The sequence below is a fragment of the Luteococcus japonicus genome, assembly GCF_003752415.1.
Lineage (GTDB): Bacteria > Actinomycetota > Actinomycetes > Propionibacteriales > Propionibacteriaceae > Luteococcus > Luteococcus japonicus.
The window spans coordinates 352,090-366,167 of sequence record NZ_RKHG01000001.1 but is presented as its reverse complement, the minus strand read 5'-3'; the positions used below and the strand labels follow the sequence as shown (position 1 = coordinate 366,167).

Below are 14,078 nucleotides of genomic sequence, written 5' to 3'. Positions count from 1 at the left end.
GCTCTTCCGCCTCAGCCCAGCAGCAGCACCAACAACGGCATCGCCACGATGCCCACCAGGATGCTGATGCTGGTCATGAGCGTGCTCAGCTGCACGTCCGAGCCGATCTCGGCGGTGAACCCGGGGCTCATCGCGGCAATGGGTGCGAACAGCACGATGACCAGCAACAGGCGGTGCTCGTCCGGGATGGGCAGCTGCCAGACCACCGTCGCCATCGCGGCACACAACAGGTACCTCACCGCCAGGTAACGCGCGGCCTGCCGGTACTGGCTGCGCTCCAGGCGGATCTCCAGCCCGATCCCGATCATCAGCATGGCCAGGAAGGTGATGGCCGCTCCCACGGTGGAGGTGAAGGTGATCACGGCAGCCGGGAAGCGCAGGTCCATCAGCTGCATCCCGATCAGGACCAGGTAGACGTCGAAGATCACCGAGCTGGATATGGTCCGCAGGAAGCTGGTGGTGGTGGTGCGGCGGGACTCGTCGGCCCGCCCCGTGCCCCAGGCATAGCCGTAGCCCGCCGCGGCGATCGCGTTGCCGGCGTCGAACAGGCTTGCGTGGACCACTGTGGCCGGCCCCATGAAGCCGGCGAGGTAGGGCGTGGCGAAGGCGCCCATGTTGAAACTGGGCAGGTTGAGCACTGCGAAGGCCTGGCTGCGACGCCCATGCCGCGCCTCCAGCAGGAAGCCCGCCACCTGCAGCACGAGGTTGACCAGGATGCCGGCCAGGGCCAGGCCCAGTAGGGAGACGGGCATGTCGTAGTCGTTGAAGGAGGTGATCAGCGCACACGGCAGGGTGATCCGCAGCACGATCTTGGCGAAGGCCCCGAAGTCCTGGGTGCTGACCCATCCGAGCCTCTTGATCAGGTTGCCGATGACGATGACCGCCACCAGCGACAGGGCCTTGACGGCGATGTCCACGTCCAACCTCCTCCGATGGACCACTGGACTACCGCAGTGAGAGTCCCGTGACACAGGGGTTGGCGCGGATTGCCCCGGAGGGTCAGCCCTGCGCCTCGTCGTCCTGGACCCGATGGCCGCCATGGCGCATCAGCAGCACCTCCGCCTCCAGAAGCTGGGCACGGGGAACACGGACGAGGGCCGTCCCATCGCTCTCCTCCACCACAGCGGACAGATCCCGCTCCATGGCCGCGACCATCGCTTCCCGCGCTCTTGCAACACTCTCGAACTTGAAGTGGACGTTGTCTGCCATGGGGCCCACCCTAACCCTCTGCTGACGGCGAAAAGCGCCCACCCCCAAGGAGGTGATCTGGCCGAAACTGTGGCGGCTCGGCCCGTCCAGACCGTAGACAAGAAGCGTGACCCAGTCCAAGAACAAGAGTCACGTGAACCAGCAGAAGACCTCAGACCAGGCCCGCGAAGAGGCCCGCAAGGTGGGCCAGGACGCCACGGCGCAGGCCTCCGAGGTCAAGGACCAGGCCGCCCAGGCCACCCAGCAGGTGGCCGGCCAGGCTCGTGCCGAGGCCGAGCAGGTGGTCACCGAGGCCCGCGACCAGGTCCGCGGCCTCATCGACACCACCTTGGGCGAGGTCCGCGGCCACGCATCCGAGGGGCAGAGCGCCCTGGCCAGCACGGTGCGCAACCTCAGCCATGAGCTCCAGCAGATGACCGGCGAGTCCTCCGCCAACGGCCCGGTGGCGCAGCTCGCCGGCGACCTGGCGGGCCGCGGCGACAAGCTCGCGAGCTGGCTCGGCGACAAGGAGCCGGACGACGTCCTCCTGGAGGTGCGCCGCTTCGCCGCCCGCAAGCCCACCACCTTCCTTGCCGTCGCTGCCGGCGCCGGTCTCCTGGTGGGGCGCCTGGCCCGCGGTCAGCGCGACCTCGCGCAGGACCAGGAGCAGGTGCAGCAGCTGGCAGGCCGTCCGCGCGTCGAGACCTACGAGCGTCCCCGTGTGGAGACCTACGAGCGCGTGGAGACCTACGAGCGTCCCCTCCCGGGCCATGACCTCGATGGTGGTCTGCGATGACGGGCGCGCACGTCCCGCAGGAACCGACCAGCCACGACGACGGCCGCTCGATCGGCGACATCGTCGGCGACCTGAGCCGCAACTTCAGCACCTTGGTGCGCCAGGAGCTCGAGCTGGCCAAGGCCGAGCTCAAGCAGGATGCCGGCAAGGCCGGCAAGGGTGCGGGCATGCTCGGTGGCGCCGGTATCACGGCGCACCTGGCGCTGACCTTCCTGAGCCTCGCCGCCTGGTGGACCCTGGCGATCTGGATCGGCAACCACGACCACCCGGCGCTCGGCTGGTCCGGCCTGATCCTGGCCGTGTTGTGGGCCATCGTCGCGGCCGTGCTGGCCAGCGCAGGCAAGAAGTCCCTCAAGGATGTCGACGGCATCCCGCAGACCACCCAGACAGCCAAGCAGATTCCGGATGCCCTCAAGGGCAATGAGGAGAAGAACCGATGAGCAATCCCGACGAGATCCGCCAGGACATCGAACGCACCCGCGCCAACCTGAGCGACGACGTGAACGCCCTGGCAGACAATGCCAGCCCGAAGAACATCGCCCAGAACCAGGTGGACAAGGCCAAGGAGTCGGTTCAGGACAAGGTGGGCCAGGTCAAGGAGAAGGTCTTCGGCTCCGAGGACGACTACCTGGACCAGGGCATCGCCGGCCAGGCCGGCGACAAGGTGGATGACGTGCGTGGCCGCGCGCAGGAGGCCGCTTCCGGGGTTCGCCAGAACGTGCAGGACGCCCCCAACGCCGTCAAGCGCAACACCCGGGGCAACCCGCTGGCGGCCGGACTGGTCGCCTTCGGCCTCGGGGCCCTGGTGGGTGGGATGATGCCGGCCACCCGCGCCGAGAAGCGCTACGTCGAGCAGGCCAAGGACCAGGCCCAGCCCTATGTGGAACAGGCCAAGGACTTCGCCAAGGATGCCGCTGGGGCGCTCCAGCAGCCGGCACAGGAGGCCGTCGAGTCCGTCAAGCAGACCGCCGGCCAGGCCGCTTCCAACGTGAAGGAGGAGGCCTCGTCCGCGAGGGACGACGTGGCTTCCCAGGCCAAGAACGCCTCGCAGCAGGTTGCCGAGGAGGCCAAGGACTCGGCCAAGCAGGTCAAGCAGGGCTGACCTGATGCGTCCGGTGCGGCGCCCGCTCCCCTGGGGGGGCGGGCGCCGTCGCGTGCATGGAAATTCATCGTCGACGCATGGCAGGGTGAGGGCATGACTTCTCGGGGAACAGGAATCATCACGCTCGCATGCGCACTGGCCGTCGCAGGGTGCAGTGGCGGCGGGGAGACGGAACAGGCCACCACCGAAGGCTCGGCGCAGGCCAGCGCCAGCCCATCCGCGCAGGGGTCCTCCACGGCCTCAACCAGCCCGACACCGACGCCGCCGCCCACACCCGTCGCTCCGCCGGCCTCGGCCACGCCATTGGCCGGCAAGGACGCGTCAGCCCTGGTCAGGATCCAGGTCAACAACTGCACGGCCATGACCCAGGGCACGGGCTTCTTCGTGGGGCCGGACACGGTGGTGACCTCCGGACACCTGTTCGACAAGGCCTCCTCCATCAGCGTGCACAGCGCCTCCGGCGTGGTGCGCGGCGCACTGCTGGAACGCGATGCCGCCACCGGTGTCGCCGTGGTGAAGGTCCTTCCCACCGGCGACGGCGGAAAGCTCACCGGCGCTCCCCTCCCGGTCTCCGCCAAGGACCCCCAGCCCTCGTCGCCGGTCCGGATGCTCGGCCTGCCGACCGGACGCGACGCCCATCAGGCCAAGGGCACCGTGAAGGCCCTCGACCAGCAGGCCACCGTCGCAGAGAACTCCCTGTCCGGGCTGGTCAGCCATGACGCCAATGCCCAGCCCGGGGTCTCCGGCGCTCCCCTGCTGGATGCCGCGGGCAAGGTGGTTGCCATGGAGCTGTCCACCACCGACGACGGAGCCGGTGAGCAGCACGCTGTTCCCGCGCAGGCGATCAGCACGGTGATCAAGCAGGCCGGCTCCGCCAAGCCCCAGAAGCTCGCCAAGTGCGTGGAGTCCGGGCCGCCGTCGATGACCTCCATCCATCCGGACGCCCCGTCCATCAAGACGGCCCTGACCCGGTACCTGTGGGGACTGTCCTACCCCACGGAGACCGACGAGACGGGCTTCACCGGCAAGCAGGTGGCCTGGCAGGGGCTGGATCCGTCGCTGCAGAAGAAGCACGGGACGGCGGACAAGTTCATCGCCTCCTTCAAGGGAGCGAAGGCCGGAGCCGCCAATGTGGACAACCTGGAGATTGCGGACCAGTTCACCGACACGCTGCTGTGGACCGTCCAGATGGAGGGGCCGGGCAAGGCCTGCCGGGTGCACCACCAGCGGGTGACGCTCAGTTCTGCCCCGGGCCGTTGGGTGGTCAAGGACGTCACCGACACCGAAGCGCCGCGCTCCTGCTGAGCCATGGGTGAGAACTTCACCAAGCACCGGGGCGCCGGGCCTGCCGGTGAGCTCCGCTGGGAGGCCTGCGGTCTGCGCTGGCTGGCCGAGGCGGGTGGCGCCCGGGTGGTGGAGGTGCTGGAGGTCCGCGACGAGGAACTGGTCGAGCGCCGCCTGGTCCCAGTGACCCCCACCGCTGCCATGGCCGAGGCCTTCGGAGCTGCACTGGCCAGGACACACCTGGCCAGTGCCGAGGCCTTCGGTGCACCGCCACCCGGCTGGGAAGGCGACGGTTACCTTGCGGGCTTGCACCTGCCGATGCCCCGGCTGGAACAGTTCGGGACCTTCTACGCGAGCGCGCGGGTCCTGCCCTTCGCGCGCACGGCCCACCGGGCCGGCTCGCTGTCGGATGAGGGGATGCGAGCCGTCGAGCGGGTCTGCGAACGCCTCATGTCCGGGGACTTCGACGACCAACAGCCGCCCAGCCGGATCCACGGGGACCTGTGGGCCGGCAATGTGGTGTTCACCAGGCAAGGGGCGGTGCTGGTGGATGCGGCCGCACACGGTGGCCACGCGGAGACGGACCTGGCGATGCTGGACCTCTTCGGAGCACCCCACCTCGAGCGGATCCAGGCTGCCTGGCAGGAGGCCTGCTCCCCCGCCGACGGGTGGCGTGAGCGCACTGCCTTGCACCAGTTGCACCCGCTGCTGGTGCACGCCGTCCTGTTCGGCGGCTCCTACGGGGCTCGGGCGCAGCGCGTCGCGCAGCACTTCGCCTAGGCTCTGGCCCATGACCAGACTCGACGTGTGGCTGTGGTCGGTACGCCTGTACAAGACCAGGTCGGCCGCCAACAAGGCAGTGGACGGTGGTCACGTGCGCCTGAACGATGCCCCGGTGAAGCCCGCCCATTCAGTGGTCCCCGGTGACGTCGTCACAGTGCGCGAACCGGGCTGGGAGCGCCGCTACGAGGTGACGCAGACCATCCAGAAGCGCGTCGGGGCACCGGTGGCCCGCACCTGCTACATCGACAGGACCCCGGCGAAGCCCGAGTACCTCCTGGCCGGGCCGGTGGCGCGACGCGACCGGGGAGCGGGGCGTCCCACGAAGAAGGACCGGCGGGAGATCGAGCGGCTGATCGGAGCGGATCCGGCTACCTCCCGACGCGCCCGCTGACCCCGACGTCTACACTGGGGAGTCGAAAAAGAGGAGATGCAGGCGTGCCGCAGGACCATCGGATCCAACCCCACCACAAGAGTCCGCGGGAGGCGCTCCATTCCGGGCTGCGCAGTGCCGGCACCCGCGTGGCCGAGGCCAAGGACCTCTGGCCCCGCCCCTCCGACTATGCGGGACTGCGTGGGAGCTGGCGACGAGACCTGCTGGCCGGCCTGACCGTCGGCGTGGTGGCACTCCCCCTGGCGCTGGGCTTCGGCGTGGCCTCGGGGGCCGGGGCGGCCGCGGGCCTGGCCACGGCCATCATCGCCGGCCTGGTGGCGGCGGTCTTCGGCGGTAGCCATCTCCAGGTCTCCGGGCCCACCGGGGCGATGACCGTGGTCCTGCTCCCCGTGATCCACACCTACGGACTGGGTGCCGTGCCCACCCTCGCACTCCTGGCGGGCATCATCCTGGTGGTGCTGGCCGTCACGGGCCTGGGGCGCACCGTGGACCTGTTGCCCTTCCCCGTCATCGAGGGCTTCACCATGGGCATCGGCGTCATCATCGCGCTGCAGCAGGTGCCCCTGCTGCTGGACGCCGACAAGGCTACCGCCGAGTCCACCCTGGTGTCTGCCTGGTTGACCGCCGTGCATGCGGACTGGACCGTGGCCTGGCGAGCCCTGGCCGTGGCCGCCTTCGTGATGTTGGTGCACGTGCTGGGCCAGAGACTGGCACCGAAGCTCCCCATCGCGCTGATCTCCATCGTGCTGGCCACGGTGGGCGTCGAACTGCTCGGACTCGACGTGGCCCGGATCGGGAACCTCCCCCACAGCCTGCCCATGCCCAGCCTGCCGACCCTCAGCCCCCAGGTGGTGTCCGCGCTGGTCACGCCGGCGATGGCCGTGGCCGCGCTGGCGGCGCTGGAATCCCTGCTCAGTGCCCGCGTGGCGGACGGGATGGCTCCCCAGCTGACCCGGACCAATCCGGACCGGGAACTGATGGGCCAAGGCCTGGCGAACATGGCCGTCGGACTCTTCGGTGGGCTCCCGGCCACCGGGGCCATCGCCCGCACCGCGGTGAATGTCCGCACCGGTGGGCGCACCCGGCTGGCGTCGGTGGCGCACGCCCTGGTACTGCTGCTGATCATGGTGGGGCTGGGGCCCCTGGTGGCCCGCATCCCGATGGCCGCACTGGGTGGGGTGTTGGTGATGGTGGCCTCCCGAATGGTCAGTTGGAAGGCCTATCGACGCATCGCGAAGGCAACCCACGCAGACCGCAACACCTTCCTGATCACCTTCGGCGCCACCGTCGCGCTGGACCTGGTCTCGGCGGTGCTGGCCGGTGTCGGAATGGCTGCGGTGATGAGCCTGCGCCACATGGCCGCCTACACGGTGGTGCGACGACAGCAGCTGCCGGCCAGTACCAGGGAGGGCCTGGTGGACCTCTCTGCCCAGGACGAGGACCTGCGTGACCGGATTGCCATCTACCGCGTCGACGGAGCCCTGTTCTACGGAAATGCCGCGCGCTTCGTCGACGAGGTGACAGCGGTGGAGGATGTCGACGTGGTGATCATCCGTTTCCACCGCACCAATGTGCTGGACGCGTCGGGTGCCCAGGCCTTGAAGACGGCCATCCGTACCTTGAAGCGGCGGGAGATTCCGGTGGTGGTACAGGGCATGACGCAGGCCCAGGTGCGTACGGCGACCGTCACCGGCGCCTTGGACCAGGACCACCAGACCCGGCTGCTCTCCGAGGCCCTGGCCCGGGCCGTGGCTACGTGCCGGGCTTCCCGATGAGGGACAATCCCCCTGTGACTGAACGCATGGTGGCTCCTTTCCGCACGCACAACGACATGGTCTGGGACGGTGAGGTGGTGCGCTGCGCCACCATGGCCCACCACGCCAATCTGGGCGGCGGCATCCATGGCGGTGTGCTGGCCGCAATGCTGGACGCCGTGATGGGCGGCAATGTGATCCTTGGCCTGCCTGCGGACAAGATGGCCGTGACCTCGTCGATGACCGTGAACTACCTTCGCGCCGGACGGATCGGCGACACGCTGGTGGCCTCGGCGGTTGTGCGCAAGCTGGGCCGAAGCCTGGCCTATGCCGACGGCACCGTCACGGTCGAAGGCTCTGACGATCCGGTGGCCACGGCAACCGGTGTCTTCGCCATCATCCGTCGCCCCACACCTGACCCGCTGGTCCGCTTCTGAGACCGCAGGACTTTCGGGACCGGGCACAATGGGCGTCATGGCCTTCCTTCGTCGCCGCGACAACCGTCCCGATGCCACCCTGCTGACCGAGCTCAAGGAGGCGACGGGCCTGCCGGGCAAGCTGCTGGCCCATGCCACGGGGCCCCGGGCAGAGTTGCTGGCCTTTGCGCACCGCTTCGTCTATCGGCTCGCCGACGGGCAGTGGCGCAGCGTCGGCTGGCACCAGGTGCGCAGCGGCGGCTGGAAGTCCGAGCGCGAGGAGATCCACTGGCGTCTCAACGATGGTTCGCGTGACGCCGTGCAGCTCACCGAGCCCGGAGCCTTCCCACAGGTCTTCCGGGAGCGAGTGCAGGCCTCCATCGCCGTCGAGGACCAGTTCGACGTGCCGGGAGGCGGCAGCATCTCCATCACGGCCCGCCGGGACCTCGGCGAGGAGCAGCCGCGTCTGTACTGGCAGGTGAATGCCGTGCGGGGAGCAAAGCTCACGGATCCGACGACGAAGGCCCTTGCCGACGAGGCCTTGGCCCGTCTCCGCGCCGATTATGACTTCTGAGCAAAGTTGTGTAATGTTTCATCTCGCGCACGGCGCTGATCCCTGGTAGCTCAATTGGCAGAGCATCTGACTGTTAATCAGAGGGTTACTGGTTCGAGTCCAGTCCGGGGAGCAAACGAAAGCCCGCCTCACCAGTGCAAACACTGGGGAGGCGGGCTTATTCGTGACCCAGGCCGAGGGCCCTGCCATGGCGAAGGGGAGCCCGAATCGCCGTGATCCGGGCTCCCCCACGCAGTCACCTGCCGGCTGCGATCAGAAGCTGCCGTCGATGTCGCTGACCACAACAACCTTGTCATTGACGAACTCCAGCAGGCCCAGGTCCACCAGCTCCCGGCCATATCCGGAGCGCTTGGTCCCGCCGAAGGGAATGTCTGCCTTCACCCCGGTCGGCTGGTTGATGTAGACCATGCCGGTGTCCAGGCGACGGGCCAGCGCCCTGCCCTCCTCCTCGTCGGTGGTGAAGACCGAACCGCCCAGGCCGAAGGGCGAGGCATTGGCGATCCGCACCGCGTCGTCGGCATCCTTGGCCCGGTAGATCTGCGAGACAGGACCGAAGAACTCCTGCTGGGAGGTCTTGGAGCCCTCCGGGATGTCGGTGATGATCGTGGGCTGGAAGAAGGCTCCCTGCTCGGGTACCGGATCGCCCACCTCCTCCACCGTGCAGCCCTCCCCGCGAGCCTGCTCCACCAGCTTCGCCAGGTCATCGGCGGCAGCCTGGGAGGACAGTGGGGCAAGCGTGGTCTCCTCGGCCATCGGGTCGCCGGCAACCAGCTCGGCCACCCCCTGCCGGTACTTGGCCAGGAAGTCGTCGTAGACGCCGTCCACGACGATCACGCGCTTGGACGAGCAGCAGACCTGTCCGGCATTCCAGTGTCTGCCGAAGACGGCCCACTTCACGGCCTTGTCCACCTCGGCGTCGTCGAGGACGATGAAGGCGTCGGCACCGCCCAGCTCCAAGGTGGACTTCGTGAGGTGCTTGGCGGCCGTGGCGGCCACCGAGGCGCCGGCACCCTCGGAACCGGTCAGGGCGACCCCGCGCACCCGAGGATCCGACAGCATCTGCTCGGCGGCCTCATGCGAGGCGAAAACGTTGACCAGCAATCCTTCGGGGGCTCCGGCGTCGCGGAAGAGCTTCTCCATCGCCAAGGCCGACTGCGGCACATTGGACGCATGCTTGAGCACGATGGAGTTGCCGGCACTGAACTGCGGCGCACCGATGCGGATCACCTGGTAGAAGGGGAAGTTCCACGGCTCCACGGCATAGAGCACGCCCAGCGGCTCGTGGTGGATCACCACGTCGCCCTGGTCGAAGCCCTTGGCCGGCAGGGTTCGAGGCGCCAGCTGCTCCTCGGCATTGGCGACGTAGTACTCCAGCATGCCGATGCACAGGTTGACCTCGGCCTCGGCCTCGCCGATCAGCTTGCCCATCTCTTTGGTCAGGATGCTGGCGAAGCCACGCACGTCCGCACGCAGCAGGTCGGCGGCCTTCTGGAGCACCTGCACGCGCTCCGCAACGGGCTTGTCGCGCCAGGTCTGGAAGGCCTGGTCCGCCAGTGTGATGGCCGCCTCGATCTGTTCCGTGGTGGCCGTCTCGAAGGTCTTCTCCACGTCTCCGGTGAACGGATTGGTTGTCGCGTATCCCATGGGTCCTCCTCGTTGTGGAACTTGGTGCGCACCACGGTAGACGGTTCAACCAAAACCGCCACACCACTTCTGGCGAGTCACCCCCGCCGGAGTGTGTGCACGCAATAGCGTGTGCTCAGCACAGGATTGACCCCAGGAGAGCAACGATGCAGTGGGACAACAGCCCCGTCTACCGCCGACGACGCCGGGCGGCACTGGCGCTGGTACTGGCACTGTTGGTCCTGCTGGTCTGGGCACTCTCCTCGTTGGTCAAGGCCCTCACCCCAGATGACTCCTCCCCCGAGATCGCCGCCGGTGTGCCCGCACCCTGGGTGCGCAGTGGCAAGGCCCCACAGATCACCCTCGCCTTCGCGGGCGACGTGCAGGCCCACAAGAGTGCCGGCCGGATCAATGAGGAAGGCCTCGGCGAGACCGGCAAGGTGCTGGCCGCCGCAGACCTGGCGATGATCAACCTGGAGACCGTCGTCGCCGACGACCTTGCCGGCCTCAGCCCGCAGCCCAAGCCCTTCACCTTCGCCACCACCCCGAAGATCCTGGACAGCCTCAAGAATGAGGGCGTCGACGTCGTCACCGCCGCCAACAACCACACCATGGACTTCGGTGACGAAGGCATGCGGCGGATGCTCGAGGTCAAGCAGGACTCCCCCGTGCCGATGGTGGGACTGGGCAAGGACGACGCCGAGGCCTGGGCACCCTGGACCACCGAGGTCAAGGGCCGCAAGGTGGTGGTCTTCGGCGCCACGGACGTGCTCGACGCCCATCTGGACTGGAAGGCCGCGCCGGGCAAGCGGGGCCTGGCGAAGGTCAAGGACGAAGAGGGCTTCACCAAGCTGCTCGACGCAGTCCGACAGGCGCGAGCCGCCAGCTCCGACGATGCGATCGTCGTCTACCTGCACTCGGGCAGCGAGCTGGTCCAGTGCCCCACCGAACGCCAGCAGGAGACGTCCAGACGGCTCGCCGAGGCCGGGGCCGACGTGGTGATCGGCAGTCACGCGCACATCCTGCAGACCACCGGCACACGGGGCAACACGGCCATTGCGTATGGCATGGGCAACTTCGTCTTCGGCAGCGGTGCCGAGCAGACCCGCGCCACCGGCGTCCTCACGGTCACGGTCCCGGGCGGACAAGGAGCTCCCACGACGGACTTCGCCCCCGCCCGGATCACCAAGGGCCTGCCCGAACTGCTGGACGGTGCCGCAAAGGATGAGGCCATGGCACGGTGGAAGGGCCTCGGGCAGGGCTGCAGCTGACCTCACGCGGCCACAGGCAGCGCCTCCCCCGTGACGCTCACCAGTGTCCTCGCCCGCTGCAGGGCCCGTCGCTCCAGGCGACGCACGGTGCTCACGGAGCAGCCCATCCGTCGGGCAACCTGCGGGTACTCGCGTTCGATCCCGTCGTCCAGCCCGTAGCGCAGGGCGATCACCGTGGCTTCCTGGCTTCCCAGATCGGCCAGCCACGCGGGCCTTTCGAACAATGTTGCCTCCAGGCATTCACTGGCCGACGGCACGATTGCTTCCCGCAGCAGGTGCGCATCCTCCAGCGGCAGCCGTTGGCCGTCTGAGGTCATCAGCCGGGCCCAGGCGGCATCCCGGCCCATGCTGGCCGCCGCCTCCGCAAGGCTGACCGGATGACCGGCACCAGATTCCAGTTCCGTCTGACGTCTCCTGAGGGCCCTGGCCTGCCGCGCTCGCCAGACCGGCGAATCGGACTGGCCGCCGCGACGCGCCAGGTGGGTGAGCACACTGTTGCGGACCCAGGGCAGGCCGTAGGTGGAGAAGCGCACTCCCTGCGAGGCGTCGAAGCGCATCAGGGCCTGGGCGAGGCCCAGACAGCCTTCCTGGAAGAGTTCCTCGTGGTTGACCTGACTGCGGCGGGCCGCTCCCCCGGCAAGCATCGCCACCATCTTGAGGTTGGCCAGGATGAACTCCTCCCATGCCGTGCGGCCCTGCTGCACGAGGACCACCAGCTCGGCGCGCGTCGCGTGCCGTGGCCACGGCATCATTCCGGCCAGTGCCGCCCCAGCAACGACCCCCGCCTCGATTGCGTGGCACAACTCCACCTCCTGCTCGGCGTTGAGGACGTCGGGCAGGTCACGATCGCTCATCACATTGAATCCCATGGCCCGAGCCTTGCGCGCTCGGTGCGTCGCCGAGCCAGGCAGCTGGCCAATGTGGAGTCCGCATTCGGACAACACCTACTTGTGCACACACTGTCCGAATCGGGCATCCGTGTGAGCGTGGAGATTCCCGGGTTCAGTCGGGGGCGCCGAGGGAGACGAGCTGCAGCTGCTTGCGGCGCACCTCCAGCTCCAGGAGGGCGGAGAACATCTGCTTGTGCTCGCTGGCCTGGTCCACCGGATTGGTGCGCTGCAGCCGGGACTTCAGGTCCTTGATGTCGCGGTCGATGCGCAGCAGCTGGACACGTGCCGCATAGGAGGTGGCGTAGGCCTCGTCCGGCGTCCTCAGCACGGGTTCGACGAGCAGGGCGATCTCCAGTTGCCGCGCCACCTCGTCGGTGGTGGCCTCCTGCACCTTGTCCGCCCAGCGGTCGGGCTGCCACGGCACCCGCAGGATCGACTCGAAGACGGCTCGGTAGGCGGGGTGGGTGAAGTCGTCAGGCTGCACCCCGTCCCAGGCGGTGTCGAACAAGGTCGGGTGCTGCAGCATCAACTTCAACGTGCCGCGCTCCACTCCCAGTGCCCGGTCGGCTGGGTCCGGCCAGGGCAGGCCCTGGGCCGGCTGTGACTGCGGCTCCACGGGCTCGTCCACCACGGGTGTGCGATGCCGGGGCTCGCTCTTCTCATTGGCCTTGCGACGCGCCGCCCTGGTGACCTCGGAGCGCACCTCGTCCACGTCCATACCCAGCATCGAGGCGAGCTCGCGCAGGTAGCCGTTGACGAGGGAGGTGTCACGAATGGAGCTGACCAGGGGTGCCGCAGCACGCAAGGCCTGCAGCCGGCCGTCCACCCGGTCCAGGTCATAGCCCTTGAGGGTGTTCTCCATCACGAAGCGGTACAGCGGGACCCGTCGTCCGACGAGTTCCCGCACCGCGGCCTCGCCCTGCTGCAGGCGCAGGTCACACGGGTCCAGCCCGGAGGGTTCGATGGCGACATAGGTCTGGGCGATGAAGTTCTGGTCGCCGCTGAAGACCTTGAGCGCGGCATTCTGCCCGGCCTGGTCACCGTCGAAGGTGAAAATGACCTCGCCGGAGAAGGCGCCCTGGTTGCCCATCAGCCGCTGCAGCATCCGCGCGTGGTCGTCACCGAAGGCCGTACCGCAGGAGGCGACCGCGGTGTCCACCCCCGACAGGTGCGCCGCCATCACGTCGGTGTAACCCTCGACGACGACGGCCTGGGACTTCTTGCCGATCTGGCGCCTGGCAAGGTCCAGCCCGTAGAGGACGTGGGACTTCTTGTAGACCGGGGTCTCCGGGGTGTTCAGGTACTTGGCGGGCATCCGGTCATCGTCGAAGAGCTTGCGAGCCCCGAAGCCGAGCACCGCGGACCCGGAGTCACGGATGGGCCACAGCACGCGCCCCTGGAAGAAGTCGTGGCCGTGTTCCCGGATGAGTCCGGCCTTGACCAGCTCGGCATCCTTGAATCCCAGCCGGTTCAGGTGGTTCTTCAGGTCGCGACCACCACGCGGGGCATACCCGACGCCGAAGTGCTCCGCTGCCGCACGGTCGAAACCGCGTCCGTCCAGCATCTGCCGCGCGGCCAGTGCTCCCGGCGCCAGCAGCTGGCGCGAGTAGAACTCGGAAGCGGCACTGTTGGCCTCCATGATCCGAACCCGCAGACCCGGCTCATGACGCGGACCCCCGTCATCGCTGATGCGCAACTGGACGCCCGTGCGGTCCGCCAGTTGCTGGACGGACTCGGTGAAGGACAGGTTGCTGACCTTCTGCAGGAAGGTGATGGAATCGCCACCCTCACCGCATCCGAAGCAGTAGTAGAAGCCGCGGGCGGGAGTGACCTGGAAGCTGGGGGTCTTCTCGTCGTGGAAGGGGCACAGGCCCTTCAGGGAGCCGCCACCGGCCGGTTTGAGGGTGACATGGGAACTCACGACGTCGTCGATGCGGGCGCGTTCCCGGACCAGCGCAATGTCCTCGTCGTTGATCCTCCCAGCCATGGCAGGCATCCTATCCCGG

At 68.4% G+C, this 14,078-nt stretch carries 15 protein-coding genes and 1 tRNA gene; 11 read left to right on the top strand and 5 right to left on the bottom strand.

Annotation, left to right across the window (positions count from 1 at the left end):
• Positions 1-11: 11 nt before the first annotated feature.
• The gene (locus EDD41_RS01695; protein WP_170165194.1) at positions 12-917 is read right to left on the bottom strand and encodes an AEC family transporter; all 906 of its coding nucleotides are present in this window, start codon (positions 915-917) and stop codon (positions 12-14) included.
• Between the two features lie 82 nt (positions 918-999).
• Positions 1,000-1,209, bottom strand: coding sequence for a hypothetical protein (locus tag EDD41_RS16480; RefSeq protein WP_148060438.1), 210 nt, complete (start codon positions 1,207-1,209; stop codon positions 1,000-1,002).
• Between the two features lie 106 nt (positions 1,210-1,315).
• On the opposite strand from EDD41_RS16480, the gene EDD41_RS01685 reads away from it, so the two are divergent.
• The 10 genes from EDD41_RS01685 (at position 1,316) to EDD41_RS01640 (ending at position 8,400) form a co-directional block, all read left to right on the top strand.
• Complete coding sequence (locus EDD41_RS01685; protein ID WP_148060437.1) at positions 1,316-1,984, top strand: hypothetical protein; 669 nt, start codon at positions 1,316-1,318, stop codon at positions 1,982-1,984.
• On the top strand, positions 1,981-2,424 hold the full coding sequence (locus EDD41_RS01680) for a phage holin family protein (protein ID WP_123574748.1): 444 nt from the start codon (positions 1,981-1,983) through the stop codon (positions 2,422-2,424). Before EDD41_RS01685 ends, EDD41_RS01680 begins: the two co-directional genes overlap by 4 nt.
• Positions 2,421-3,086: a DUF3618 domain-containing protein gene (locus EDD41_RS01675; protein ID WP_094765344.1), complete on the top strand. Its 666-nt coding sequence runs from the start codon at positions 2,421-2,423 to the stop codon at positions 3,084-3,086. Before EDD41_RS01680 ends, EDD41_RS01675 begins: the two co-directional genes overlap by 4 nt.
• Positions 3,087-3,179: 93 nt before the next feature.
• Positions 3,180-4,391 (top strand): S1 family peptidase, encoded by a 1,212-nt coding sequence (locus EDD41_RS01670; protein ID WP_148060436.1) that lies wholly within the window; start codon positions 3,180-3,182, stop codon positions 4,389-4,391.
• A gap of 3 nt (positions 4,392-4,394) precedes the next feature.
• On the top strand, positions 4,395-5,150 hold the full coding sequence (locus EDD41_RS01665) for a fructosamine kinase family protein (protein ID WP_094765346.1): 756 nt from the start codon (positions 4,395-4,397) through the stop codon (positions 5,148-5,150).
• Positions 5,151-5,160: 10 nt separating this feature from the next.
• On the top strand, positions 5,161-5,544 hold the full coding sequence (locus EDD41_RS01660; protein ID WP_094765347.1) for an RNA-binding S4 domain-containing protein: 384 nt from the start codon (positions 5,161-5,163) through the stop codon (positions 5,542-5,544).
• A gap of 44 nt (positions 5,545-5,588) precedes the next feature.
• The gene (locus EDD41_RS01655; RefSeq protein WP_211336551.1) at positions 5,589-7,319 is read left to right on the top strand and encodes a SulP family inorganic anion transporter; all 1,731 of its coding nucleotides are present in this window, start codon (positions 5,589-5,591) and stop codon (positions 7,317-7,319) included.
• 14 nt (positions 7,320-7,333) lie between these two features.
• Complete coding sequence (locus EDD41_RS01650) at positions 7,334-7,735, top strand: PaaI family thioesterase (RefSeq protein WP_170165193.1); 402 nt, start codon at positions 7,334-7,336, stop codon at positions 7,733-7,735.
• Between the two features lie 37 nt (positions 7,736-7,772).
• Positions 7,773-8,288 (top strand): hypothetical protein, encoded by a 516-nt coding sequence (locus EDD41_RS01645; RefSeq protein WP_148060434.1) that lies wholly within the window; start codon positions 7,773-7,775, stop codon positions 8,286-8,288.
• A 39-nt stretch (positions 8,289-8,327) separates the two neighbouring features.
• Positions 8,328-8,400, top strand: a tRNA-Asn gene (locus EDD41_RS01640).
• A 140-nt stretch (positions 8,401-8,540) separates the two neighbouring features.
• Here EDD41_RS01640 and EDD41_RS01635 read toward each other — a convergent pair.
• A complete protein-coding gene (locus EDD41_RS01635) occupies positions 8,541-9,932 on the bottom strand; it encodes an NAD-dependent succinate-semialdehyde dehydrogenase (protein WP_123574744.1) in 1,392 nt (463 codons plus the stop codon).
• A gap of 146 nt (positions 9,933-10,078) precedes the next feature.
• Between EDD41_RS01635 and EDD41_RS01630 the strand changes: the two genes are divergently transcribed.
• The gene (locus EDD41_RS01630; protein ID WP_094765351.1) at positions 10,079-11,182 is read left to right on the top strand and encodes a CapA family protein; all 1,104 of its coding nucleotides are present in this window, start codon (positions 10,079-10,081) and stop codon (positions 11,180-11,182) included.
• A 2-nt stretch (positions 11,183-11,184) separates the two neighbouring features.
• Here the strand turns inward: EDD41_RS01630 and EDD41_RS01625 are convergent, their stop codons facing one another.
• Together EDD41_RS01625 and dnaG are read right to left on the bottom strand one after the other, a co-directional pair.
• On the bottom strand, positions 11,185-12,051 hold the full coding sequence (locus EDD41_RS01625) for a sigma-70 family RNA polymerase sigma factor (RefSeq protein WP_123574743.1): 867 nt from the start codon (positions 12,049-12,051) through the stop codon (positions 11,185-11,187).
• Between the two features lie 133 nt (positions 12,052-12,184).
• Complete coding sequence (gene dnaG / locus EDD41_RS01620; RefSeq protein ID WP_123574742.1) at positions 12,185-14,059, bottom strand: DNA primase; 1,875 nt, start codon at positions 14,057-14,059, stop codon at positions 12,185-12,187.
• Between the last annotated feature and the right edge of the window lie 19 nt (positions 14,060-14,078).